Origin of the sequence: Streptomyces herbicida (assembly GCF_032656585.1) — a bacterium.
GTDB classification, from domain to species: Bacteria; Actinomycetota; Actinomycetes; order Streptomycetales; family Streptomycetaceae; genus Streptomyces; species Streptomyces herbicida.
Genome location: NZ_JAUYWJ010000003.1, coordinates 18,586 through 42,930 on the forward strand (window position 1 = coordinate 18,586; position 24,345 = coordinate 42,930).

General features: G+C 69.6%; 25 protein-coding genes and 3 tRNA genes. 20 read left to right on the top strand and 8 right to left on the bottom strand.

The annotated features are described in order from the left end of the window. Positions 1-855: 855 nt before the first annotated feature. Both Q8A52_RS07110 and Q8A52_RS07115 read right to left on the bottom strand, forming a co-directional pair. Entirely contained in the window at positions 856-1,008 is a 153-nt protein-coding gene (locus Q8A52_RS07110; RefSeq protein WP_316750021.1) for a DNA-binding protein, read from the bottom strand. Positions 1,009-1,013: 5 nt separating this feature from the next. Further along, positions 1,014-1,208 (bottom strand): hypothetical protein, encoded by a 195-nt coding sequence (locus Q8A52_RS07115; RefSeq protein ID WP_316750023.1) that lies wholly within the window; start codon positions 1,206-1,208, stop codon positions 1,014-1,016. Positions 1,209-1,547: 339 nt separating this feature from the next. Here Q8A52_RS07115 and Q8A52_RS07120 point away from each other — a divergent pair, with 339 nt between their 5' ends. Beyond that, complete coding sequence (locus Q8A52_RS07120; RefSeq protein ID WP_316750024.1) at positions 1,548-2,141, top strand: DUF4352 domain-containing protein; 594 nt, start codon at positions 1,548-1,550, stop codon at positions 2,139-2,141. A gap of 836 nt (positions 2,142-2,977) precedes the next feature. Next, on the top strand, positions 2,978-3,784 hold the full coding sequence (locus Q8A52_RS07125; protein WP_316750025.1) for a hypothetical protein: 807 nt from the start codon (positions 2,978-2,980) through the stop codon (positions 3,782-3,784). 256 nt (positions 3,785-4,040) lie between these two features. Here Q8A52_RS07125 and Q8A52_RS07130 read toward each other — a convergent pair whose 3' ends face one another. From Q8A52_RS07130 to Q8A52_RS07140, 3 genes are all read right to left on the bottom strand, one after another. Further along, the gene (locus Q8A52_RS07130) at positions 4,041-6,140 is read right to left on the bottom strand and encodes a hypothetical protein (protein ID WP_316750026.1); all 2,100 of its coding nucleotides are present in this window, start codon (positions 6,138-6,140) and stop codon (positions 4,041-4,043) included. A 262-nt stretch (positions 6,141-6,402) separates the two neighbouring features. Then, positions 6,403-7,059 (bottom strand): NAD(P)H-binding protein, encoded by a 657-nt coding sequence (locus Q8A52_RS07135; protein ID WP_316750027.1) that lies wholly within the window; start codon positions 7,057-7,059, stop codon positions 6,403-6,405. Between the two features lie 88 nt (positions 7,060-7,147). Then, positions 7,148-8,416, bottom strand: a complete 1,269-nt coding sequence (locus tag Q8A52_RS07140; RefSeq protein ID WP_316750029.1) for an amidohydrolase family protein — start codon at positions 8,414-8,416, stop codon at positions 7,148-7,150. Between the two features lie 327 nt (positions 8,417-8,743). On the opposite strand from Q8A52_RS07140, the gene Q8A52_RS07145 reads away from it, so the two are divergent. The 9 genes from Q8A52_RS07145 to Q8A52_RS07185 all read left to right on the top strand — a co-directional run bounded on the left by Q8A52_RS07145 (position 8,744) and on the right by Q8A52_RS07185 (position 14,581). Then, positions 8,744-8,816, top strand: a tRNA-Thr gene (locus Q8A52_RS07145). Positions 8,817-8,862: 46 nt separating this feature from the next. Beyond that, positions 8,863-8,935, top strand: a tRNA-Met gene (locus Q8A52_RS07150). A gap of 89 nt (positions 8,936-9,024) precedes the next feature. Next, positions 9,025-9,189, top strand: coding sequence for a 50S ribosomal protein L33 (gene rpmG, locus Q8A52_RS07155; RefSeq protein ID WP_003948671.1), 165 nt, complete (start codon positions 9,025-9,027; stop codon positions 9,187-9,189). A 137-nt stretch (positions 9,190-9,326) separates the two neighbouring features. Further along, on the top strand, positions 9,327-9,791 hold the full coding sequence (locus tag Q8A52_RS07160) for a MaoC family dehydratase N-terminal domain-containing protein (RefSeq protein ID WP_316750031.1): 465 nt from the start codon (positions 9,327-9,329) through the stop codon (positions 9,789-9,791). A 5-nt stretch (positions 9,792-9,796) separates the two neighbouring features. Next, positions 9,797-10,225 (top strand): MaoC family dehydratase, encoded by a 429-nt coding sequence (locus tag Q8A52_RS07165; RefSeq protein WP_316750032.1) that lies wholly within the window; start codon positions 9,797-9,799, stop codon positions 10,223-10,225. A 228-nt stretch (positions 10,226-10,453) separates the two neighbouring features. Further along, positions 10,454-11,026: a TetR/AcrR family transcriptional regulator gene (locus tag Q8A52_RS07170; RefSeq protein WP_316750034.1), complete on the top strand. Its 573-nt coding sequence runs from the start codon at positions 10,454-10,456 to the stop codon at positions 11,024-11,026. Positions 11,027-11,145: 119 nt separating this feature from the next. Next, positions 11,146-12,594 (top strand): DHA2 family efflux MFS transporter permease subunit, encoded by a 1,449-nt coding sequence (locus Q8A52_RS07175; protein ID WP_316750113.1) that lies wholly within the window; start codon positions 11,146-11,148, stop codon positions 12,592-12,594. A gap of 136 nt (positions 12,595-12,730) precedes the next feature. Beyond that, the gene (locus tag Q8A52_RS07180) at positions 12,731-13,786 is read left to right on the top strand and encodes a UDP-N-acetylmuramate dehydrogenase (RefSeq protein ID WP_408649178.1); all 1,056 of its coding nucleotides are present in this window, start codon (positions 12,731-12,733) and stop codon (positions 13,784-13,786) included. A gap of 123 nt (positions 13,787-13,909) precedes the next feature. After that, on the top strand, positions 13,910-14,581 hold the full coding sequence (locus Q8A52_RS07185) for a hypothetical protein (protein ID WP_316750038.1): 672 nt from the start codon (positions 13,910-13,912) through the stop codon (positions 14,579-14,581). Here the strand turns inward: Q8A52_RS07185 and Q8A52_RS07190 are convergent. Beyond that, positions 14,562-15,602, bottom strand: coding sequence for an adenosine deaminase (locus tag Q8A52_RS07190; RefSeq protein WP_316750041.1), 1,041 nt, complete (start codon positions 15,600-15,602; stop codon positions 14,562-14,564). The two genes, Q8A52_RS07185 and Q8A52_RS07190, sit on opposite strands and share 20 nt — an antisense overlap. Before the next feature lie 130 nt (positions 15,603-15,732). Next, positions 15,733-16,959, bottom strand: coding sequence for a pyridoxal phosphate-dependent aminotransferase (locus Q8A52_RS07195; RefSeq protein WP_316750042.1), 1,227 nt, complete (start codon positions 16,957-16,959; stop codon positions 15,733-15,735). A 262-nt stretch (positions 16,960-17,221) separates the two neighbouring features. On the opposite strand from Q8A52_RS07195, the gene Q8A52_RS07200 reads away from it, so the two are divergent. The 3 genes from Q8A52_RS07200 to nusG all read left to right on the top strand — a co-directional run bounded on the left by Q8A52_RS07200 (position 17,222) and on the right by nusG (position 18,632). After that, positions 17,222-17,294, top strand: a tRNA-Trp gene (locus Q8A52_RS07200). A gap of 106 nt (positions 17,295-17,400) precedes the next feature. After that, entirely contained in the window at positions 17,401-17,688 is a 288-nt protein-coding gene (gene secE, locus Q8A52_RS07205; RefSeq protein WP_316750044.1) for a preprotein translocase subunit SecE, read from the top strand. Between the two features lie 80 nt (positions 17,689-17,768). After that, entirely contained in the window at positions 17,769-18,632 is an 864-nt protein-coding gene (gene nusG, locus Q8A52_RS07210; RefSeq protein ID WP_316750046.1) for a transcription termination/antitermination protein NusG, read from the top strand. A gap of 127 nt (positions 18,633-18,759) precedes the next feature. Here nusG and Q8A52_RS07215 read toward each other — a convergent pair whose 3' ends face one another. Continuing rightward, positions 18,760-19,620, bottom strand: a complete 861-nt coding sequence (locus Q8A52_RS07215; protein ID WP_316750048.1) for a hypothetical protein — start codon at positions 19,618-19,620, stop codon at positions 18,760-18,762. Positions 19,621-20,020: 400 nt separating this feature from the next. On the opposite strand from Q8A52_RS07215, the gene rplK reads away from it, so the two are divergent. From rplK to rplL, 6 genes are all read left to right on the top strand, one after another. Continuing rightward, positions 20,021-20,455: a 50S ribosomal protein L11 gene (gene rplK, locus Q8A52_RS07220; protein ID WP_316750050.1), complete on the top strand. Its 435-nt coding sequence runs from the start codon at positions 20,021-20,023 to the stop codon at positions 20,453-20,455. Between the two features lie 105 nt (positions 20,456-20,560). Further along, positions 20,561-21,286, top strand: coding sequence for a 50S ribosomal protein L1 (gene rplA, locus Q8A52_RS07225; protein ID WP_250402411.1), 726 nt, complete (start codon positions 20,561-20,563; stop codon positions 21,284-21,286). A 161-nt stretch (positions 21,287-21,447) separates the two neighbouring features. After that, a complete protein-coding gene (locus Q8A52_RS07230) occupies positions 21,448-22,371 on the top strand; it encodes a LolA-like protein (RefSeq protein WP_316750054.1) in 924 nt (307 codons plus the stop codon). Between the two features lie 333 nt (positions 22,372-22,704). Beyond that, positions 22,705-22,827 (top strand): hypothetical protein, encoded by a 123-nt coding sequence (locus Q8A52_RS07235; protein ID WP_316750056.1) that lies wholly within the window; start codon positions 22,705-22,707, stop codon positions 22,825-22,827. A 280-nt stretch (positions 22,828-23,107) separates the two neighbouring features. Beyond that, complete coding sequence (gene rplJ, locus Q8A52_RS07240; protein ID WP_316750058.1) at positions 23,108-23,638, top strand: 50S ribosomal protein L10; 531 nt, start codon at positions 23,108-23,110, stop codon at positions 23,636-23,638. 111 nt (positions 23,639-23,749) lie between these two features. Further along, on the top strand, positions 23,750-24,133 hold the full coding sequence (gene rplL, locus Q8A52_RS07245) for a 50S ribosomal protein L7/L12 (protein ID WP_316750060.1): 384 nt from the start codon (positions 23,750-23,752) through the stop codon (positions 24,131-24,133). The last annotated feature ends 212 nt before the right edge of the window (positions 24,134-24,345 follow it).

Here is a 24,345-nt window from a genome sequence, read left to right on the forward strand (position 1 = left end):
GCGCAGCTGGAGTGTGCTGGATGTGCGGGCTCTGCCGACGTTCACTCAGACGGCCGGGACCGAGGTAGGGCGGCCCACGACGAGACGGGGGCTTGGTCGGACCCCTGGTATCTGACTTAATGGCTTGGATATCCCGATGAGCCCCTGGAAGTCGGCATTGCGGCTTCTGCAGGTGGATGGCTTCGGCTGGGCGCAGGCCCGGGTAGTAGAGACAGCCGAAGAACGCCTCCAAGCGTTGTCCGCGCTCGCTCTGGGCCTGTACCGCGGCGAGCAGGCGGCGGACTTGGCGGGGATTGGCGACGGCCTCCGGGTCGAGCTCTTCCGCCGTGCGGGGCGCGGTCCACTGCACCGACTGCGGTGGGTTCACAGAGGTCGTGAAGTACGTGGCTTCCGCAGCCATCCCCAGTACGTCGCTCAGGCAAGCCCGCTTGCGCAGTGCGGTCCGTGCGGCGGCCCGGCTTCCCGTCCAGCTTCTTACCCAAAGCATCCAGGGTCTTGCGGAGGACCTGCGCGTCTTCCCAGGTCGACGCTCGGGACTGAGTTCCGTTCGAGCCAGGTGAGAGCCTTTCGCCAGTCCGGTGGCGGCTCTTGCTCCCCTTCCGACTCGTTGTAAGCCCAGCTGTACAGAGCAAGACGGAGTACGCGACTCCGAGGCGGGCAGCCCCGTCTCTTCGTCGAAGGGCTCGCCGCGGCGAGCCGCCTGCATTAACTCGGACCTGCGGCTTTCGGCGGCGAGTCCTTAGGTCGTGAAGGACTCAGACATCTCATGGGAGTTGACCTGCCAACGCATCTCGAACGGCTTTCGGCGTCCGTCGCGCCGGCGGATGGCCCAGAAGTGGAGGTAGCTGAAGACCATCAGTAGGTGGTCTCCTCCTCGCAGTTCTGCCACCAGACCTCGAAGTCGGTGCGACGAAACCCGAGCTGCCCGTTGGGGAGCTTCAGGCACCTGGGGGCCCTGCCGCGGCCGCGCATGACGTCGCTGAGCTTCAGGTGCGGTTCGTGTCGCAAGGTGATCAGGCCCCCGTGGCTGTCTCGGACTTGGTGATCGTGTCGGTGGCGGGTGCGGTGAGGGTGAGGTAGAGCGGTCCGAGGCGGCTTGGTGGGCGGCCGGGGGAGGGCCGGCTGATGTCCAGTACCTCCAGAACGACGGCGAGATGGTCGGCGGTGGCTTGGACTTCGGCTTCGGTGCCGTGCAGGCGGATGCGCATGGGGCGGCTCCTGGTGGTAGCAGCGGGGGCATCCTGCCGGCGACCTGCTGCATCTCTGCTTGAGCTCGCAGGCGTGTATGTGCCTGCCAGCCCCTCCCGTTAACCGCGGCTGACCCTGTACCTGGCACGGCTGCGGCACGCGGCAACCGTGGGTCCAGCAGGTGTCCTTGAGCCAGCCTCGGCCCCACCTCGGGCAGCGGCGGTGAGCTCCGACATACCCCGGACGTCGGATACGGCTTCCAGGTTGCTTCAGCCCGCCAATTTTTTTCGATGTGGCGTACAACCATACGACTTCTTTACAAGTCCTCCACGTGTAAGCCATAGAACTCTGGGGAGATCTTGAACAACCACACCCGCATCAGACTCGTCGCCGCCGTCGCCGCTGTCAGCATCGGCGCGCTCGGCCTCACCGCCTGCAAGACCGGCGACACCGTCACGAACAAGCCCAAGGCCAAGACGTCGGCGAGCAAGACCGGCGGCAAGAAGCCGACCGCCAAGAAGACCGCCGCGCCCAACGTCGCCAAGGTCGGCGACACCATCGCGCTGAAGGGCATGGAAGACGGCAGCAAGCTCGACGTCACTGTCGTCAAGGTCGCCGACCCGGCGAAGTCCAGTGACGAGTTCACCACGCCCGAGTCCGGCAAGCGGTTCGTCGGCGTGCAATTCAAGCTGGTCAACACGGGCACCGCGGCCTACAGCGACAGCCCCGGCAACGGCGCACAGATCACCGACGCCGACGGCCAGCAGTTCGAGTCCACCTTCGCCGACATCACCGCGGGCCCCGCCATGTCCAGCGACGTGAAGCTGAAGCCCGGTGCCAAGGCCTTGGGTTGGATCGTGTTCGAAGTTCCCAAGGGATCCAAGGCGGCCACCGTGCAGTTCACCCTGGACTCCGGGATGGCTGACCAAACCGGTGAATGGAAGCTGTCCTAGCCTCCGCTGGTGGGCCCGGCTGTTCCCGTGAACGGTCGGGCCTCGCCAACGCGGTCCGCTGCGCTTCGCGGCGAGACCTGGTTACGCCCCCGTCCGGCGTCGCTGATGTCAGCCGTGGATGTCAGCGACCTTCTGATCGAAGACGTGGATGACACCCATGTCCATCGTCGGGGAACGGCTTGTGCTGTCGGGTCGCGGAGCGGTCGTGTTGGCGGCTGACCGGGCGTTCAACCGGTTGAAGACCTTCCACGATGTCGTTGGTTCCGGAGCCGCGCCCGACTCACCCGAACTCGCGAACACCATAGGGGAATTCGGCGTATCTTCCCGCGCCGGTTGCGTCACGCCATGCGAGACGAACCCGGCGAGACGAACTCGGCGAGCCGCGCCTGGCGAGCCGCGCTTGGAGACGGACGTGTCCAACTGACCGTTTTGGGCCCACGGCCTCTTCGTCCCGAAGCAACATTGGCTGCTGCGCGGCACGGCTTCCGGTCCGACGGCTTCGAAAGCCTTCGCGGAAAGCCCGTTGGATCTGGGGGCGCCTGCGGTGGAAGCGGAGTTCGGGGAGAACCTGGGTGGGGACAACGGGCCGGTGCTGGTGATTCCGTAGGTCCGCCGGTGCCGGCTTGAGCTGCGGTCGTCGGCAACCCCCCGCGTGCCCTCGCCCTCTTCCAGGTCGACGGATCGATGTGGTCGAACCGGCCCAACCGTTGCTTGTCGAAGGGGAATCGTTGTTCCGCAACGCAGTCCGAGCCCTGAGCGTCGCCGGTCTTGCCGTAGTGCCCTTGCTGGGAGCGGTCGCGGGAGCAGAGGCCGATGGAGCATTGGCCGAGGGAGCGGTGGCCGATGGAGGAGGCCCGGCTCTGTCCGGAAGCCCGTCGGCAGCCGTCCGCCTGGAGTACCACGTACCCGGGGGCAGGCTCCTGGCCGCGGGCGAGTCGCTCTGGTTCAGCATCGAAGGCATGGCCCCGGGCTGGGACAGGGTCAAGGTCGCCTCCCCGGCCCTGCAAAAGCCGATCTTCCTGGCCCCCGTGAAGAAGGGAGCGAGGGAGTCGATGGAACTGGACGAGGTGGCAGAACCCCGCATCCGGCCGGGTCTGCGCGCAGGCACCTACCCGGTCACGGCGACCAGCCACGGCCGAACGGTCGCCACCGCGAGCCTCCAGGTCGCGGCGCAGGACGGGGCGGAGGTCTACCGGTTCGTCATCGGTCCCACGGACGCGTTCCCGGGCAGCGACACATCCGCCCCGGTACGGCCGGGCAGTGATGTCCGGGTGGTCCTCACCGATCTGCGGCCCGCATCGGAAGACTCCCTGACCGTCAGGTCACCCATCTTCAGCGGCCCTGTGACCATCGAGACGGACAGCGCCGACGATCCCGGATGCAAGTGCGACGACGGCGGCACGGTCTATGCGGGCCACGCACGTGTGCGTGAAAGCGTCCCCGAGGGCCGCTACACGCTCACAGTGGTCAGCCACCACGGCCGGCAGACCACCAAGCAGCACGTCACGGTGGCCGGTACACCCGTCGACCTCGGCCCTTCCTGGATGGTCACCGGCGCTGTCGCGGCCGGCGGGACGGCTCTCGCCGCGGGCCGGGTGATCGCGGTGCGCCGCCGCTCACGTACGACCGCGTCGTCCGGATAGCGGCGGACCCGGCGCCGCCAGCCCGCTCCCGAGGCCAGGGCAAGCATCGGTCGGCGCACGCCTCGTCGGTGCCTTCCGTCTTCCTTCGCTCCTTGGCTCCTTCGCTTCCTCGGCCGCTTCCGGTCCGGAGACCGTTTTCCATGACGTCAGAAAGACTCAGAACCTCGTCCAAGGGCCCGGACCATGCAGTGGACCGGGCCCCTCATGGAGCAGCCGGCCGCCGCGGTGGTCGGTGCGGATGCCGGCTGCTCCGGGATTACGGCGTACTCGCCCTGGGAGCTCGGCCCTTGAGGGGCTTGCCGTCCAGCAGCGCCCCGGTGTCCCGCTGGCTCGGGATCGCCGCGAGCGCTCGTACCGCCATACCCGCGCGGTGCTCCTCGGCCTCCGTGCTCAGCGCACGGGCCGCCTCGTTGAAGCGGACGACGGACGGCGGGTCGGAGGGGCCCAGCAGGTGCAGCTTGAGCTCGGTGCGGGCCTCGGCGTAGGTGTCCTTCTCGGGGTGGCGCACGGTCTCCAGCAGGGCCGGTATGCCGGCGGCGTCCGGGGTGAGGACGGCGCCTGCCCGGACCGTGGGGAAGGTGTCGCGGAAGTCCTGCTCGGGAAGGCCGCTGGTGTTGGCGACGGCGTAGGGCTTCTCGCTCTCCAGATAGTCGGAGATGACGCTGGAGACATCGCTGACCAGCAGGTCGGCCACGTTGAAGCAGGCGTAGACGGTCGGCCGCGCCTCGGTGATGATCCGGTGCTCCCACGCGGGGAACGAGGCCCAGTGCGCGGCCTCCCAGGCGGTGGTCGCGGCTGCCACGGCCGTGGCCCGGCCGGGCTCGGGGGCGGACTGGAGCAGCATCCGCTCCGCGTCGTCCGCGCTGTCCCGGAACTCGGACGTGGTCAGGCGGTCGAGTTCGGCGGTCCGGTGGGCCAGTTCCGCCGCCGCGGCGGGCGCGGCTGTCTCAGCGGGGTGTTCCGCGGCACGGACGGCGTTCGCGGCGCGGATCATCTCCTGGATCCGGGTGTTCGCGGCCGCCGCACGGGGTTCGACCGAGCCGGTCAGCGGGTGCGGCTTGTACAGGAGCCGTACCCCCGGATCGGCCAGGAGGGCGCGGACGATGTTCTCGCCGGCCTCGATCACCGAGGTGTTGCCCGGGTTGCCGTCCCAGCCCTCCCACGTGGGGGCGTAGAGAACCGTGGTGTACGCACCCGTGGGCGCACCGGCGTACGGCTCGATCGCGTCCAGCTGCGGGCGTCCGATCTCCACGACGTCCCTGTCGTCGACACCCACGTTCGCCAGGGCGTACCGCTCGCGCGCCGCGGGACCGGCCACCCACACTTCGTCGTAGGCCTTCGCGTACGGATTGCAGCTGGACAGCTTGTCGCTCTCGCCGTGGTTGACGAACGCGTGCTTGATGGTGGGGATCCGCAGTACCTGCGAGGTCTTCCCCGAGTTCGACGGGTGGATCAGCATCTTCAGCGTCGAGTGCTCCAGCCGCATCAGGTCGGCGACCTTCGGCAGACACACGATCGGGATGTCGGTGGAGGCGATCTTCCGCACCATGAAGCGCTCACGCAGCACGATCAGCGGGCGGCCCTCCAGCCGGGCCAGCGGCGCAAGCCACATGTTCGCCTGGTAGGCCGAGCTCGTGCCGCCGGAGAAGTACATGCCCACCGTCGGCCGGTACTCCGCGAGCCAGGCCTCGAGCCACTCCAGCGCCTGCTCGCTCGTCACCGGCCGGCGTCCCGGTCGCAGCCGCAGCAGCAGCACGCCGACGGCCACCGCCGCGCAGGCGGCGGACAGGGCGATTCCCGCGGCGGCCCACCGGGTCGAGCCGCCCGCCGCGGCGGTCAGCAGGCCGGCCGTCGCGGGCAGGCTGAACATGAGGAACCGCTGCCCGGAGCGCTGCATCAGCAGCGCCGGGGGAGCGGGGCTCAGCCGCAGCGGAGAGGCGTCGATGTTCCGGGTCACCACGGGCAGGGTGCGGGTGCGGCGTACGAGGATCGCAAGCGCCTGGCATGCGAAATGCAGGGCGTAGAAGACCAGCAGACCGCAGACGAGAGACAGGTACTTCTTCTCGTAGTCCTGATCCTCGATGACGATCAGGCCGGCTATCAGCAGAAGGTCCCGGACGACCTGGCGCACGAACACCGTCGCGTGCAGCTTCCCGAGGGCGGCGGCCATGCTCCGCTGCCACCGGTGCAGCGCGAAGTCCGCCGCCAGCCCGACGGCGGTGGAGCCCGCGAGCAGGGGGACGCTGGGGAGGAAGGCGCCCGTTGCCTGTACGGCGAACGACAGGGCGAGCACCGTGGGCAGGAGGAGGCGTGCCGCTGCGGTGCGCAACCGAGCGGGCAGGGGCGATGCTGACACTTCGCGGGCTCCAGGCGACTCAACATCCTCGAGCACGGACTCGCTGACTGGCGCGATCAGATCGCCGCGGGCCGGAAGCCGATGCGTATGGATGTTCTTTCTTCAAGAAGGTGGTGGGACTTTACCTGTTGGGTGGCCGGAATTTACCTGCGAGGTGGCTGGAGGTCACCTGTGCTGCCGCATTCTCGGCTTTTGGGAGGATGAGCTGCGTCACACTGGCCCCAGTCCTCCCGTCCGGGCCGACAGCCCGGGGCGCAGGGCCTCAGTTTCCGGCCACCGACTTCACCGCCACCGACACCGGGGTCGACCCGCCGATCAGCTCCAGGATCAGACCGGCCGTCGCCGAGGTGTCGATCAGCTCCGCCAGTACGGCGGCCACGTCGTCGCGCGGGACCGTGCCGGGGCCGGTGTGCGCCTCCAGACGTACGAGGCCCGTGCCGGCGTCGTTCGTCAGAGAACCGGGACGCAGGATCGTCCAGTCGAGGGCGTCCAGACGGCTGACGTGTGCGTCGGCCTCGCCCTTGGCCCGCAGATACGCGTCGAAGACGTCATCGCCCTGGTGCTGGGGATCCGCGCCCATCGAGGAGACGACCACGAAACGGCGCACGCGCGCGCGGACGGCCGCGTCCGCGAACAGCGTCGCCGCGCCCTTGTCCACGGTTTCCTTCCGGGCCACACCGCTGCCCGGGCCGGCGCCGGCCGCGAAGACCGCCGCGTCCGCGCCCTGCAGGTGCGCCGCGACCTCCTCCACCGAGACCGACTCCAGGTCCAGCAGGACCGGTTCGGCACCCGCCTCCCGGAGGTCGTTGCCCTGCTCTGCCTTGCGGATGATCCCCGCGACCTCGTCCCCGCGCGCGGAGAGCAGCCGCTCCAGCCGCAGCGCGATCTGACCATGACCACCAGCGATGACAATGCGCATGTTTCCGACCGTACGCCCGCAGAGCCCCGTTCGCCGGATGCGACCGACTGCGGTGCGGCGGGCCGGGACCGGCTCCGTGACCCTGGCCTTACGAGGCCTGCCCCCGCCCCTGCCGCGGCAGCCCCGGTTCCGCCGCGCCCGCCGAGTTGCAGTACTCCCGTACCGCGCTGGTGCGGGCCACCACGCGGCCCCGGTGCACCACGATCCGGCTGTACGCCAGGGACAGGGCCCCCGCCAGATGGTGGCCCCGTACGGCGAGGAGATCAGCGGGGAAACCTGCCTCCACGCGGACCTCTGGGAGGCCGAGGGCCGCGCGGGCCGCGGTGCTCACCGCGTCGTAGGCGTCCTCGGGGCGCAGCCCGTAGCGGGAGGACAGGAGGTAGGCCGCCTCCAGGGGGTCGCCGCGGCCGACGGGGTTGGAGATGTCCCGCAGGGCGCCGCTGCCTGCGGCGACCCGGACCCCGGCCGCCCGCAGGAGCCGTACCGGAGCCGTACCCCGCCGGTCGACGCCCGCGCAGCCGCCCTGGGGCAGGCAGACCACCGTGACCCCGGCGGCCGCGAGCTGGTCCGCGACGCGGGCGGACGCCTCGGCGGGCAGCCGGGCCAGCCCGGCGCAGGGGCCGAGGGTCACACCGGGGCGCAGACCGCCCGCCATCGCCGCGATGCGGGCCAGACGCGCGGGGTCGGCGGCGTCCGTGTGCAGGTCGACCGGGCAGCCGTGCTCGGAGGCCAGCTCCAGGACCGTCTCGACATAGCCCGCGGGGTCCGGGTCCAGATCCGGGCAGCCGCCCACCACGGCGGCGCCCATCTTCACCGCGTCCCGCAGCATCGCGTGCCCCTCGGCCCCGGCCACCCCGGTCAGCAGTCGCGGCATCGCCACCGTCGTCAGCTGCGCGAGTCCGCGCAGCGAACGCCGAGCCTGCAGTACGGCGGCCAGGGCGCCCAGCCCCTCCACATTGCCCACGCGCACATGGGCCCGCAACGCCGTTGCCCCGTGGCCCAGTTGCAGCAGCGCGGCCTCCGTGCACCGGCGCTGGACGTCCTCCGGGTCGTACGAGACCGGTCCGCAGGTGTCGGCCGACAGCGCGGTGTCGGCGTGGGCGTGCGGTTCCGCCGGGGCGGGCAGGAGCAGATAGCCGGTGAGGTCCACGCGGGTGCCCGCGGCGCGGACCGGCCCAGGCGCCAGGCTGCCGGCCGTCCCGACCGCCTCGATACGCCCGCCGCCCAGCCGCACGTCCACGGTCCGGCCGTCGGTGAGTCGCGCCCCGCACAGCAGCAGGGCGGCCCCGTCGGACCGTCCCGGGGAACCCGACGAGTTCGACGACGAATGCGGCGGCTGCGGCTGGCTGTCGGGCATCGCGCTCCAAGGGCTCGGGGGTCCAGGGGGCCACGGGGGCCGGAGGCTCGGGGACCGTGCTCGGGGGACGCAAGATCACGCAGAGTGAGTCGAGCCTAGGGTGACGAGTCGCACAGGTCCGGGAGGAGCGCAATAGTCGTACCGGCGTGGTCCGTCACGCGAAAGCGGCACGCGCGCGGGCAGCGGGACGACGCTCATGGGACGTGCTCGGGACGCGCACGGGAGGTGCCCGCGAGGCTGCCGGGGAACTGGTGCAAGAGGGCCGGGAGGGGTGCTCGAAACGGATTTGGGTGAACGGCTGCCGAGCGTGTAATGTCTTCATCGCTCGCCCCAATAGCTCAGTCGGCAGAGCGTCTCCATGGTAAGGAGAAGGTCTACGGTTCGATTCCGTATTGGGGCTCTGGTGTGAGAGGTTCCCGTCGCGAGGCGGGATCTGATCGCATCAAAGCGGTGTAGCTCAGTCGGTAGAGCAAGCGGCTCATAATCGCTGTGTCACCGGTTCAAGTCCGGTCACCGCTACTGACAGTAGCCGATTGCGGGGTCGGTCCTTCGATCGGCTACTCTTTCTTGCGTTGAATTAACCCATCCGTTCGTCAAGGAGCACTCACGTGGCTGCCACCGACGTCCGCCCGAAGATCACGCTGGCCTGCGTGGAGTGCAAGGAGCGGAACTACATCACCAAGAAGAACCGGCGTAACAACCCGGACCGTCTTGAGATGAAGAAGCACTGCCCGCGTTGCAACGCGCACACCGCGCACCGCGAGACGCGATAAATCAGGCTCGTACACGAGGCCGCCCCCGCAGTCCGGGGGGCGGCCTCGTGTCGTTTCGGCCCCGGTTACCGGTCGGTTCGGGTCGGTCGCGGCAGCCGAGCAGGTCAACCACAGCAGACATCAGGAGGTGCCGGGCCATGGCGCTCGACCAGTCCTTCGTGGGGCGGACCTACCCGCCCACCGAGCCCTACGAGGTGGGCCGGGAGAAGATCCGCGAGTTCGCCGAGGCGGTCGGGGACACCAACCCCGCGTACACGGATGCGGACGCCGCCAAGGCGCTCGGCCACCCCGATGTGATCGCTCCGCCGACCTTCGTGTTCTCCATCACCTTCAAGGCGGCGGGCCAGGTCGTCGAGGACCCGCAGCTCGGCCTCGACTACGACCGAGTGGTGCACGGAGACCAGAAGTTCGTCTACAGCCGCCCGGTGCGGGCCGGTGACCGGCTCTCGGTCACCTCGACCATCGAGGCGATCAAGTCCCTTGCCGGGAACGACATCCTGGACGTCCGTGGCGAGGTCCACGACGAGGCCGGCGAGCACGTGGTGACCGCCTGGACCAAGCTGGTGGCGCGTGCGGCGGATGCCGAGGGCGGGGAGGGCTGAGACCGATGACGGCGAAGATCGCTTACGACGAGGTCGAGGTCGGCACCGAGCTGCCGGCGCAGAGCTTTCCCGTGACCCGCGCCACGCTGGTGCGGTACGCGGGGGCCTCCGGGGACTTCAACCCCATCCACTGGAACGAGAAGTTCGCCAAGGAGGTGGGTCTGCCGGACGTCATCGCGCACGGCATGTTCACCATGGCCGAGGCGATCCGCGTGGTGACGGACTGGGCCGGCGACCCGGGCTCGGTCGTCGAGTACGGCGTCCGTTTCACCAAGCCGGTCGTCGTCCCCAACGACGACCGGGGCGCCGTGATCGAGGTCACCGCCAAGGTCGCGGCCAAGCTCGACGACAACACGGTCCGGGTGGACCTGACGGCAATGAGCGACGGCAAGAAGGTACTGGGCATGTCCCGGGCCGTCGTACGCCTGGCCTGAGCGCAGCGCGTACGAAACAAGGGGCGCCCTCACTGGTGGGGCGCCCCTTACGCATGTACGGCCATTGCGAGGGCCCTCGGCGTCCCGCGGGTACGCCGTGACTCCCACGTGCGCTTCCCTGCCGTGCTGCGCGCCATGCGCTCCCTCCCACCCCCGCCCGCACGGCCCAAAAACCCAACGCCCCACGCCCTCTTGACTTAGTTAGTGATTGAGTACTAACTTTCTCGCATGGCCAGGATGAGTGCGGAAGAGAGGCGCGAGAGCGTCGTACGCGCGGCGATCGCGGAGTTCTCGCAGAGGGGCTACTACGGCACCTCCACCGAGGCGATCGCCAAGCGCGTGGGTGTCTCGCAGCCGTACCTCTTCCGGCTCTTCCCGGGCAAGAAGGCGATCTTCGCCGCCGCCTCGCTGCGCTGCATGGAAGACGTGTGCAGCGTCTTCGAGGAGGCGACGAAGGGGCTGGACGGCGAGGAGGCCCTGCATGCCATGGCCAACGCATACGTACAGCTGATCCAGGAGCATCCGGAACGGCTCCAGATGCAAATGCAGACGTACATCGCGGTGGCGGCCGCCGAGGCCGAGGGTGACCACGAGTTCGGTGAGGCCGTACGGGCCGGCTGGATGAAGCTCTGGGAGACCGTGCATCTGCCCCTGGGGGCGGACGTGGGGGAGACCACGAACTTCCTGGCCTACGGGATGCTCATCAACACCCTGACGGCCATGGGGTTTCCACCGCAGCACCAGGTCTGGCAGGGGATGTATCCGTCCGCCCGGATCACGGGTCGGCTCGAGAAGCAGTAGAGGCCCAGGAAGAGGCGTTCCGCCGCCTTTTCATGGCCACGAAAGTTAGTAATCAATAACTAATCATTGACCGTGGATCACGCTCTGGGGGAGCGATGTCACAGCAGACCGAGAAGCAGATGGAACAGCAGACCGAACCGACCACCGCACGTCGCGGACAGGTCGTCTGGGCCCTCGTCATCACCAGCGTCGCCGGATTCATGGCGTCCCTCGACAACCTCGTCGTCACCACCGCCCTGCCCTCCATCCGCAAGGACCTCGGCGGAGCGCTGGACGACCTGGAATGGACCGTGAGCGCCTACACGCTCACCTTCGCCGTGCTGCTGATGTTCGGCGCCGCGCTCGGCGACCGCTTCGGCCGCCGCCGGCTCTTCCTCGCCGGGCTCACCGTCTTCACCGGCGCCTCCGCCGCCGCGGCCATGGCACCCGGCATCGACTCCCTCATCATGGCCCGCGCGGTCCAGGGCGTCGGCGCCGCCGTGATGATGCCGCTGACCATGACCCTGCTGACCGCGGCCGTGCCCGCCGCGAAGCGCGGAATGGCGTACGGCATCTGGGGCGCCGTCAACGGCCTCGCGGTCGCCTCCGGACCCCTCATCGGCGGCAGCCTCACCGAACACGTCTCCTGGCACTGGATCTTCTGGCTGAACGTTCCCCTCGGCCTGGCCCTGCTGCCGCTCGCCCGCCTCCGTCTTTCCGAGTCGTACGGCGCCGGCGCCCGGCTCGACATCCCCGGCACCCTGCTCGCCAGCGGCGGTCTCTTCGGTCTCGTCTACGGCCTGGTGCGCGGACCCGCCGACGGCTGGACCAGCTCCCTCGTGCTGACCGGGCTGATCGCGGGCGTCGCGCTGCTGGCGGCCTTCGTGGTCCACGGCTCCCGCGCCAAGAACCCCATGCTTCCGATGCGGCTCTTCCGCTCCCGCGCCTTCGCCGGCATCAACGCCGCGAGCCTGCTGATGTTCCTCGGCATGTTCGGCTCGATCTTCCTGCTCAGCCAGTACATGCAGGGCGTGCTCGGCTACTCGCCCACCCAGGCCGGCCTGCGGATGCTGCCCTGGACCGGCATGCCGATGCTCGTCGCCCCCATCGCCGGCATCCTCTCCGACCGCATCGGCGGCCGCCCGGTCGTCGCCACCGGACTGTTCCTGCAGGCCGTCGGGCTCGGCTACCTGGCCTACGTGGACACGGCCGGCGCCTCCTACGCCGCCCAGCTGCCCGCCCTGATCATCAGCGGCATCGGCATGGCCCTCTACTTCGCCCCGGCCGCCAACCTGGTGATGTCCAGCGTCCGCCCGCAGGAGCAGGGCATCGCCTCCGGCGCCAACAACGCGCTGCGCGAGGTCGGCGGAGCCCTCGGCATCGCGATCATGTCCTCGATCTTCTCGGCGCAGGGCGGCTACGAGTCCGCGCAGTCCTTCGTGGACGGCCTGCGGCCCGCTCTGGTCACGGGCTCCGGGGTGGTCGCCCTCGCCGCGGTCGCCGCCCTGGTGATCCCGGCCCGGCGCCGCGCCGCCCGGCTCGTGGCGACGAACGAGCAGGCGCCGGTCCTGGAGGCCGTCGGCAGCTGACACCTCCGGCGGTCCGATGACGGACACGCGCGCGGTAGGGCCCCGTTCTCCACGAACGGGGCCCTACGCGCGCGTGGAGGCATGCGGGCGTGCCACCCGGCAGGGGCTGTCACCGGTGTCTCGTAGTCTTGAGCGCGTGCAGGAACTCCACGACGCCCCCCTCGCCCCGCTGACCACCTTCCGGCTGGGCGGTCCAGCGACCCGGCTGGTCACCGCGACCACCGACGCCGAGGTGATCGACGCCGTCCGCGCGGCCGACGACAGCGGGACGCCGCTGCTGATCATCGGCGGCGGATCGAACCTCGTCATCGGCGACAAGGGCTTCGACGGCACCGCCCTGCGCATCGCCACGGTCGGGTTCGAGCTGCGCGGGACCACCCTGGAGCTCGCCGCGGGCGAGGTGTGGACCGACGCCGTCGCCCGCACCGTCGAGGCCGGGGTCGCCGGCATCGAGTGCCTCGCCGGGATCCCGGGATCCGCGGGCGCGACGCCGATCCAGAACGTCGGTGCGTACGGCCAGGAGGTCTCCTCGACCATCACCGAGGTGATCGCGTACGACCGGCGGCACGGAAAGACGGTCACCCTCACGAACGAGGAGTGCGCCTTCTCGTACCGCCACAGCCGCTTCAAGGCGGACCCCGCGCGCTATGTCGTGCTGCGTGTCCGATTCGAGCTGGAGGACGCGGACGGGCTGTCCGCCCCCATCAAGTACGCGGAGGCGGCCGGCGCCCTCGGGGTCGTGCCGGGGGACCGGGTGCCGCTCGCCGAGGCCCGCAAGACCGTCCTCGGGCTGCGTGCCGGCAAGGGCATGGTCCTGGACGCCGAGGACCACGACACCTGGTCGGCCGGGTCCTTCTTCACCAACCCGATCCTCACCCACGAGCAGTTCGCCGCGTTCCGCGCGCGCGTGCGCGAGCGGCTGGGCGACGGCGTCGAGCCGCCCGCCTACCCCGCGGGCGACGGCCGCACCAAGACCTCGGCGGCCTGGCTGATCGACAAGGCCGGCTTCACCAAGGGATACGGCAGCGGGCCCGCGCGTATCTCCACCAAGCACACCCTCGCCCTCACCAACCGGGGCGAGGCCACCACCGAGGACCTGCTCTGCCTGGCCCGCGAGGTCGTGGCCGGCGTCCGCGCGGCCTTCGGGATCACGCTGGTCAACGAGCCGGTGACGGTGGGCGTCAGCCTCTAGTTTGCTGTCCGGGGAGGACCTGGGGGCCGTGGCGCTGCAGGTCAGTGGCGCGGCCGCGGGCGCGGAAACTCCGTTGCCGACGGCCGCGCCCGACCGCGACCCTGGGGGCATGAGGCCTCCCGCATGCAGCTGAGACTGCACCAGTTCCGGCCCAGGACGGGCCCGCACGAACACCGGATCGTCCAGCCCCGGCAGCCCCTGCGCCACACCTCCCTGCGCGCCCCGGACCCCATAGGCCGGCTGTACGGCGACCACGACGGACTCAACCGCCTCGCGGGCCTGTTCTCCTTCGCCGCCTACTCACGCCACACGATCGTCCACGTGCCGCTGCGGGACGCGGTCCCACCGGACGAAGGCATCGGGGAACTGGTCGACCTCGTCCTGGTCCACCACTCGTACGGACTGCGCCCCAGCAAGTGGCCCGCGCTGCGCCGCACGCTCGGAACCGGCGCCCCGCTCACCGTCCGCACCGACGAGGCACGCACGGCACGGGACGCCGCGTCCTGGCGCAGCCGTCAGATGCGGGCCGGCTTTCGGGACGAGCTGCGGCACACCAGCCACGCACGCACGTTCTTCCTGTTCGGCAGCCGGGACGTCTTCGCCGAGACGGCCACGTCCCTCGCCCGTGCGGCGGGCTGGGGGCCGCGCCAGAAGCGGGTCGCCGAAGGGCACTCAACACTGATGGCGGGACTGCCGCTGGTCGAGCCACCCGGCGGCGGCGGGCACCCCGACGAGGTCCTGGTCTGCTTCAAGGCGTATCCGCCCTACGCCCACTTCAAGAGACCGGGGCGCTGAGCCAGTCGTCCACGCCCGCCAGGAGCTTCGCCTTCATGTCCGCCGGGGCCGCCGAACCCCGCACCGACTGCCGGGCCAGTTCCGCCAGCTCCGCGTCCGTGAAGCCGTGGTGCCGGCGGGCCAGGTCGTACTGCGCGGCCAGGCGGGAGCCGAAGAGCAGCGGGTCGTCGGCACCCAGGGCCATCGGGACGCCCGCCTCGAAGAGCGTCCGCAGCGGGACGTCCTCCGGCTTCTCGTAGACACCCAGCGCCACGTTCGACGCGGGGCACACCTCGCACGTCACGCCCCGGTCCGCCAGCCGCTTCAGCAGCCGCGGGTCCTCCGCCGCGCGCACACCGTGCCCGATCCGCGCGGCGTGCAGGTCGTCCAGACAGTCGCGCACCGACGCCGGGCCGGTCAGCTCGCCGCCGTGCGGCGCCGCGAGCAGGCCGCCCTCGCGTGCGATGTGGAACGCCCGGTCGAAGTCCCGCGCCATGCCCCGCCGCTCGTCGTTCGACAGACCGAAGCCCACCACGCCCCGGTCGGCGTACCGCACCGCGAGCCGGGCCAGCGTGCGCGCGTCCAGGGGGTGCTTCATACGGTTGGCGGCCACCAGCACGCGCATGCCCAGGCCGGTGTCGCGGGACGTGGTCTCCACCGCGTCCAGGATGATCTCCAGCGCCGGGATCAGGCCGCCCAGACGGGGTGCGTACGAGGTCGGGTCCACCTGGATCTCCAGCCAGCCCGAGCCGTCCTTGAGGTCCTCCTCGGCGGCCTCGCGGACCAGGCGCCGGATGTCCTCCGGCTCTCTGAGGCAGGAGCGTGCCGCGTCGTACAGCCGCTGGAAGCGGAACCAGCCCCGCTCGTCCGTGGCCCGCAGCTTCGGCGGTTCCCCGCTGGTCAGTGCTTCCGTCAGCGCCTCGGGCAGACGCACACCGTGCTTGTCGGCCAGTTCCAGGACGGTCCCCGGCCGCATCGAGCCGGTGAAGTGCAGATGCAGATGGGCTTTGGGCAGCTCAGAGACATCACGTACACGCTCCATCCCAGGATCCTGCCGTATGTCCGTGTCGTGTCGGTAGCTCTTTCCTCGAACGTGGTCTTGCTCGCACGCGGAGACGAAGAAGCGGGCCGCCTCCCCCAGGGAAACGGCCCGCCACGCGCGCGTGCGGACGTCAGTCCCGTGCCTCCGCCAGCAGCTTCTGGATCCGGCTCACGCCCTCGACGAGATCCTCGTCACCGAGCGCGTACGACAGCCGCAGATAGCCGGGAGTGCCGAAGGCCTCACCCGGGACGACCGCGACCTCGGCCTCCTCCAGGATCAGCGCGGCCAGCTCGACCGTGTTCTGCGGGCGCTTGCCGCGGATCTCCTTGCCGAGCAGGCCCTTGACCGACGGGTACGCGTAGAAGGCGCCCTCGGGCTCCGGGCAGACCACGCCGTCGATCTCGTTGAGCATCCGCACGATCGTCTTGCGGCGGCGGTCGAAGGCCTCGCGCATCTTCGCGACGGCCTCGAGGTCGCCGGAGACGGCGGCCAGGGCGGCGACCTGGGCGACGTTCGACACGTTCGAGGTGGCGTGCGACTGGAGGTTCGTCGCGGCCTTGACCACGTCCTTCGGGCCGATGATCCAGCCCACGCGCCAGCCCGTCATCGCGTACGTCTTCGCCACACCGTTGACCACGATGCACTTGTCGCGCAGCTCGGGCAGGAGGGCGGGCAGCGAGGTGAACTTCGCGTCGCCGTAGACGAGGTGCTCGTAGATCTCGTCCGTCAGGACCCACAGGCCGTGCTCGGCGGCCCAGCGGCCGATCGCCTCGGCCTCCTCCTGGCTGTAGACGGCGCCGGTCGGGTTGGAGGGGGAGACGAAGAGCACGACCTTCGTCTTGTCCGTGCGGGCCGCCTCCAGCTGCTCCACGCTCACGCGGTAGCCGGTCGTCTCGTCCGCGACGACATCGACCGGGACGCCGCCGGCCAGGCGGATCGACTCCGGGTACGTCGTCCAGTACGGCGCCGGGACGATGACCTCGTCGCCCGGGTCGAGGATCGCGGCGAAGGCCTCGTAGATGGCCTGCTTGCCGCCGTTGGTGACCAGGATCTGTGCCGGGTCGACCTCGTAGCCCGAGTCCCGCAGCGTCTTCGCGGCGATCGCGGCCTTCAGCTCGGGCAGACCGCCGGCCGGCGTGTAGCGGTGGTACTTCGGGTTCTTGCAGGCCTCGATGGCGGCCTCGACGATGTAGTCCGGGGTCGGGAAGTCGGGCTCACCCGCGCCGAAGCCGATCACCGGACGCCCGGCGGCCTTGAGGGCCTTGGCCTTGGCGTCCACGGCGAGGGTGGCGGACTCGGAGATCGCGCCGACTCGGGCGGAGACCCGGCGCTCGGTGGGAGGGGTTGCAGCGCTCATGGGGTCCATCGTTTCAGACGGGAAACGACCCCGGCACGCCGGTTTCACAGACTGAACGGCATCGGGCCGGTCACTGAACAAGCGTCCGGATCCGGGCCGCCGCCAGGACGATCTTCCGTCCGGTGAGGCGGAGCGGACACATTCTGTTCGACGCCGGGCCCAGGACCACGTACACTCCTACCTCGTTGGCCTTCAGCGGCCGCAGTTCAGCCGGTGCACACCGAGCACCCGGTCGGATGCGGTAAGTTGGGGGAAACGCCAAAGGGTCGTAGCTCAATTGGTAGAGCACTGGTCTCCAAAACCAGCGGTTGGGGGTTCAAGTCCCTCCGGCCCTGCTACACACACCGCCAGGATGTGTGCGCATGTACGTACAGCATTGCACCGCCGTGCGGCTCAGAACCGGGCGCGGCACGGCCACGACCCGGGATCAGGTGAGGACGAATGACGGACGCCGTGGGCTCCATCGACACGCCTGATGCCCAGGACGAGGTATCGGAGTCCAAGAAGAAGGCCCGCAAGGGCGGTAAGCGCGCCAAGAAGGGCCCGCTGAAGCGCCTTGCGATCTTCTACCGCCAGGTCGTCGCGGAACTCCGCAAGGTCGTCTGGCCGACTCGCAACCAGCTGACGTCGTACACCACTGTGGTGATCTTCTTCGTCGCCATCATGATCGCGCTGGTGACCGTGATTGACTATGGGCTCAACCACGCGGCCAAGTACGTTTTCGGCTGAGCCAAGAGCGAAGGGCGCCGTGGTACCGGCGCCCGTTTTCGCATGTTCCACCTCTATGTATCCAGGAAGAAGCAGCCATCGTGTCTGACCCGAACCTGAACGACGACGCCACTGAGCCTCGCGGGGCTGCTGCCGAGGCGGTGGACGACGAGCTCGACATCGTCGAGGGCGCGGACGAGCAGGACGAGTTCGAGGCTGCCGAGGCCGAGTCGGGGGAGCCGGCCGAGGAGGCCGCTCTGCACGTCGAGGACGAGGACGGCGAGGACATCGCGGCCGACGAGGTCGCCCTGGTCGAGGAGGTCTCCGAGGAGGAGCCCGCCGAGCCCGTCGACCCGATCCAGGCCCTGCGCGAGGAACTGCGCCTGCTGCCCGGCGAGTGGTACGTCATCCACACGTACGCCGGCTACGAGAACCGCGTGAAGACCAACCTGGAGCAGCGCGCCGTCTCGCTGAACGTCGAGGACTACATCTTCCAGGCCGAGGTGCCGCAGGAAGAGGTCGTCCAGATCAAGAACGGCGACCGCAAGACGATCAAGCAGAACAAGCTCCCGGGCTACGTCCTCGTCCGCATGGACCTGACGAACGAGTCCTGGGGCGTCGTGCGCAACACCCCCGGCGTCACCGGCTTCGTGGGCAACGCCTACGACCCGTACCCGCTGACCCTGGACGAGATCGTCAAGATGCTCGCCCCGGAGGCCGAGGAGAAGGCCGCCCGCGAGGCCGCCGAGGCCGAGGGCAAGCCCGCGCCGCAGCGCAAGGTCGAGGTCCAGGTGCTGGACTTCGAGGTCGGCGACTCGGTCACCGTCACCGACGGCCCGTTCGCCACGCTGCAGGCGACCATCAACGAGATCAACCCCGACTCGAAGAAGGTCAAGGGCCTGGTGGAGATCTTCGGCCGCGAGACGCCGGTCGAGCTCTCCTTCGACCAGATCCAGAAGAACTAGCCGGACTCAGCAGTCGAACCCGACTCAGCAGCCGAAGACGCCCCTACGAGCGGTTTCCCGCGGTAGGGGCGTCGTGTGTATCGGGCTCCGGCGTATGACGCGGGCGCGGACTGTCCGCGCACCCGGGTCAGTTCATTCGCCGCCTCCGGAGCCACAGGCGGTGTGCGGCCGCGGCGCAACCCAGTGCCACGAGGGCACCGCCCGCGACGATCGTGGACACCGGTGACTTGATGGAACCTCCCTCGCCCGCAGCCACGGGGCCCGGGACCACGGCCGCGGGAGCCGCGAAATTGCTCACGCCGGCGGTGCCGCGCGGGACCGCGACGATGTTGGTCCCGAGGTTGCCGAAGCCGCCCAGGAAAGGCCCGGGGAAGAACCCGAAGTGGTCTCGTCCCTCGTCGCGGTGGCTGTTGTTCTCGTTGTCGTGCGAGACGTTGTGCGAACCCTGCTCGTTGGAGTTGTGCACGGGGTTCTGGATGACCACCTGCTGCACGGGACTGGAGGTCCCGGTGCTGGAGATGTTGCCCGCCCCGGTGGGGGAGACGCCCGTGGGCGTCCCTCCGGTCGTACCGCCCTGAGAAAGCACGCCGGCCGGGTCGGCCTGCGGCATCGTCTCGTAGGTCGGGTCGAGGCCGGGCTGCTGTCCGGAGGTGTCCTGGGGGGTCGAGCCGAGGGACGACGGGTCCTGGGCGGCGGCCTCGTTCAGGGACGGGTCCTGCGGGATGTCGACGGGCCCGGCGTCCTGGGCGATGTCGTTGGGCGCGGCCTGCTGGGCCGTGGTCTGGCCGACGTCCTGCTGGGACTGCTCGGACGGGACCTGGACGGTGTCCTGGGCGACGTCCTGCTGGGGTTCGTAGGACCGGCTCTGGGGCGCCGCCCTCTGTGCATCCACCTGCTCGGCCGGTGCCGCGAAGGCGACCGGGGCGGTGGTGCCGGCTATGAGGCCGACCAGGGCGGCAGCGGAAACGGTATGGGCGGTGCGGCGCATGGGGGTCGACTCCTTCGAGTGGTGAGACACGCCGTTCATGCCTCTTGAGCCATCAGAGCCCGACCAGCCGTCCGGCGCGCGCGGCCGGGGGCCATTAGCGGGGCGGGGGCGGGCTGAACGGGTGACATCCGGAGCCGGTCCGGGCCCGGCGGGGAACCCTGGATGCCGCTGTCCGGCGCGGCGCCCCCGGGGGCGGGTCGATCCGCGCGAGCCGGCCACGGGACCACGATCGAGTGACCGGCCGAAGGCCCCGCGCAGGCCGCCTGACCTGGACGATTTCTTGTCCCGGGGAGACAGCGGCTATCGTTGGGCGGTATGCCATCTGCGGGATCATGCACTTCCCGGTGCATCCGAATGACGCAGGTGGTAATCAACCTCTCAGTAAGGACCCGGAGAGAGCATGCCTCCCAAGAAGAAGAAGGTCACGGGGCTCATCAAGCTCCAGATCCAGGCCGGCGCGGCCAACCCGGCTCCGCCGGTCGGCCCCGCGCTGGGCCAGCACGGTGTCAACATCATGGAGTTCTGCAAGGCCTACAACGCCGCGACCGAGTCGCAGCGTGGCTGGGTCATCCCGGTGGAGATCACGGTCTACGAGGACCGTTCCTTCACCTTCGTGACCAAGACGCCGCCGGCCGCGAAGATGATCCTCAAGGCCGCGGGCATCGAGAAGGGCTCCGGCGAGCCGCACAAGACCAAGGTCGCCAAGATCACCGAGGCGCAGGTCCGCGAGATCGCCCAGACCAAGCTGCCCGACCTCAATGCCAACGACCTGGACGCCGCCGCGAAGATCATCGCCGGTACCGCGCGTTCCATGGGCGTCACGGTCGAGGGCTGAGCCCCACCTTCGTAGAACCATGCAGCTGCTGGATACGCAGCCGCACGTGGTAGGGCCTGCTCGGCCCGTACACCACGACTCCTTTCAGAACACACAGGAGCAGTTGTGAGCAAGCGCAGCAAGGCTCTCCGCGCTGCGGACGCCAAGGTCGACCGGGAGAAGCTGTACGCCCCGCTCGAGGCCGTCCGTCTCGCCAAGGAGACCTCCACGACCAAGTTCGACGGCACCGTCGAGGTCGCCTTCCGTCTGGGTGTCGACCCGCGCAAGGCCGACCAGATGGTCCGTGGCACCGTGAACCTTCCGCACGGCACCGGTAAGACCGCCCGGGTCCTGGTCTTCGCGACCGGTGACCGTGCCGAGGCCGCGCGTGCCGCGGGCGCCGACATCGTCGGCGCCGACGAGCTGATCGACGAGGTGGCGAAGGGCCGTCTGGACTTCGACGCCGTCGTCGCCACCCCGGACCTCATGGGCAAGGTCGGCCGCCTCGGCCGTGTCCTCGGCCCGCGTGGTCTGATGCCGAACCCGAAGACCGGCACCGTCACCCCCGACACCGCCAAGGCCGTCACCGAGATCAAGGGCGGCAAGATCGAGTTCCGCGTCGACAAGCACTCGAACCTGCACTTCATCATCGGCAAGACGTCGTTCGAAGACGCCCAGCTGGTGGAGAACTACGGCGCGGCCCTGGAGGAGATCCTCCGTCTGAAGCCGTCCGCCGCCAAGGGTCGCTACATCAAGAAGGCCGCCATCAGCACCACGATGGGCCCCGGCATTCCGGTCGACTCGAACCGCACCCGCAACCTCCTCGTCGAGGAGGACCCGGCCGCCGTCTGAGCCTGAGCTCACCCGGTAGCCGCGTCAGGTACGCGTCATCGAAGGGCGGGCCCGGAACCTATGAGGTTCCGGGCCCGTCCTTTCTTTGTACGACTTTTCGTACGACCGCCAGTGCGCCGGGTCGGCGCGCGGGCACAGGACTCGCATAGGGGTGGGACGACATGAAGAGCACGACCGTGCGCCGCGTGACCCTTTCGATCGCGGCGGTGACCGCGCTGACGGGGGTGGCCGCCTGCGGTTCCTCGGACTCCTCCAAGGGCTCCGGCAGGGACGACAAGGCGGGCGGGAAGAGCACGACACATGTCAGCCCCATCGCGGCCCTGCGTTCCGCGGAGAAGTCCACGGACAAGGCCGAGTCCGCCAAGGTCCGCTCGTCGACGACCATCGGCTCCGTGATGTCCATGACCGCGGACGGCGCCCTCGGCTGGGGCGACGGCCTCCAGGGCACGCTCACCATCACCTACACCGGGGGCTCCACGGCCCAGACGATGCGCCAGCTCGGCTCGACGTCGATGGAGGCCCGCTATCTGCCCGACGCCTACTACGCCCACATGAGCGACAAGTTCGCCCAGCAGGCGGGCGGCAAGCACTGGATCCGGTACGCGTACGACGACCTCGCCAAGCTCGGCGGCGGCTCCGGCGCGTATCTGAAGGACCAGATGCAGAACACCACGCCGAACCAGTCCGTGAAGCTGCTGCTGGCCTCCGGGGACGTCAAGAAGGTCGGCGAGGAGAAGGTCTCCGGCGTGAACGCCACGCACTACTCGGGCACCGTGAGCGTCGCCGACCTGGCCGGCAAGAGCAGCAACCTCAGCGCGAGCCAGCTGTCGGACCTGAAGAAGCAGCTCACCCAGGCCGGGGTCAGCACGGAGACCGTGGACATCTGGGTCAACGACCAGAACCTGCTGGTCAAGAAGGTCGAGCAGGCCGACATGGCGGCCGGACGGATGAACCAGACCGCGTACTACAGCGACTACGGCGTGAAGGTCTCGGCCGTGAAGCCCCCGGCGAGCGACACCAAGGACTTCACCGACCTGGTGAAGAGCTCGGGCACCGTGGCGGGCGGCTCCGGCACCAGCTCCTGAATTCCCGCACCGCACGGAACCCCCAGGGATACGCTCCCGGTCTCGCCGCCTGCCGACAACGCACCGGCTGAGCGTTTCCTGGGGGATTTCCATGAAGGGGCGAGCCGCGCGCTGCCGCCGTGAAGCGGTTGCTCTGCGAGCGCATGGGCAAGCAGGCCGCGAGCGCATGGGCAAGCAGGCCGTGCACGGCACGCACTGGGCCGGCTTCCCCCTGACCGCCGAGTTCCGCTCCGGCTCCGGCCTGAGGACGCACACCCGCCCCCTGCACGCCCGGGCCGGGCGAACCCGGCCCGGGAGGCCGCCTTCCTGCCCGCCGCCGACGACGACCGACGGGTGGGCGGCGAGAAGGTCGATGGCCCGGGGCAGCGCCCGTGGAGCGGACGGACGACTCTCAAGGCCTACCAGGACGTGGGCGTCGACGGTCTGGGCAAGCCGGTGAAGAAGGGCCGCGGCTGAGCCCCGTACGGCCCGATTTGCTTGACTGCGACCAGGTCCCGTACTCTCCTACAGAAGCCAAAGACCGCTGGTCGTCGTCGCACGTTCGCAAGAAGGTGCGGTGACCGAAGGATCCGCTGAAAAGTGGGCGACCCGCGCAGGTGACAGTGGAAGAACTCCCGGAGCAAACGCGTACAGCGTGTGCGGCCGGTCGAGTCCGCCCCGAGCGCCTGCGCCGGGGCGTTTCGTTTATCTCAGCCCCTTCCGAGCGGTCCATCACCCGGAAGGAGGCCGACGCTCTATGGCAAGGCCCGACAAGGCTGCCGCGGTAGCCGAGCTCGCGGAGCAGTTCCGCAGCTCGAACGCCGCCGTGCTGACCGAGTACCGGGGTCTCACCGTGGCGCAGCTCAAGAACCTGCGCCGTTCGCTCGGTGAGAACGCCCAGTACGCCGTGGTGAAGAACACGCTGACCAAGATTGCGGCCAACGAGGCCGGGATCACGACGCTCGACGACCTGTTCAACGGTCCGACGGCGGTCGCCTTCGTCACCGGTGACCCGGTGGAGTCGGCGAAGGGTCTTCGTGACTTCGCCAAGGACAACCCGAACCTCGTCATCAAGGGCGGTGTCCTTGACGGCAAGGCGCTGTCCGCCGACGAGATCAAGAAGCTTGCGGACCTCGAGTCCCGCGAGGTTCTGCTCGCCAAGCTGGCGGGCGCCTTCAAGGGCAAGCAGACTCAGGCTGCTCAGGTCTTCCAGGCGCTCCCGTCGAAGCTCGTCCGCACCGTGGACGCTCTTCGCGCCAAGCAGGACGAGCAGGGCGGTGCCGAGTAACTCGGCTCGCGCATTGACCGCCGCCTGAGGCGACGGTCGCAGCGGGCCGAACGTACGCCCGCCATACATGTACATCCGGCACCAGCCGAATTAGTGGAAGGATCGCCCACCATGGCGAAGCTCAGCCAGGAAGACCTGCTCGCGCAGTTCGAGGAGATGACCCTCATCGAGCTCTCCGAGTTCGTGAAGGCCTTCGAGGAGAAGTTCGACGTCACCGCCGCCGCCGCGGTCGCCGTTGCCGCTCCGGGTGCCCCGGGTGCCCCGGTCGAGGCCGTCGAGGAGAAGGACGAGTTCGACGTCGTCCTCACCGGCGCCGGCGAGAAGAAGATCCAGGTCATCAAGGTCGTGCGTGAGCTGACCTCCCTGGGCCTGAAGGAGGCCAAGGACCTCGTCGACGGCACCCCGAAGCCGGTCCTCGAGAAGGTCAACAAGGAGGCCGCGGAGAAGGCTGCCGAGTCCCTCAAGGCCGCCGGCGCCTCCGTCGAGGTCAAGTGACCTCACGGTCCGCATGCCACGCGCCGGTGGGCGCGCCTGGGCAGGACCTTGCGCGCTGACGACAGCCTCCTAGGGCTGTAACGCGAACGCACCGAAGAGCGATCATCCATCCGGGTGGTCGCTCTTCGGCGTTCCGAGGGTCGGGCGGCGGCTGCCTTGCACCAGGTGGTGCGGGGAGTATGGTGATCTTCGTCGTGCCCTCGAGCGCCCCT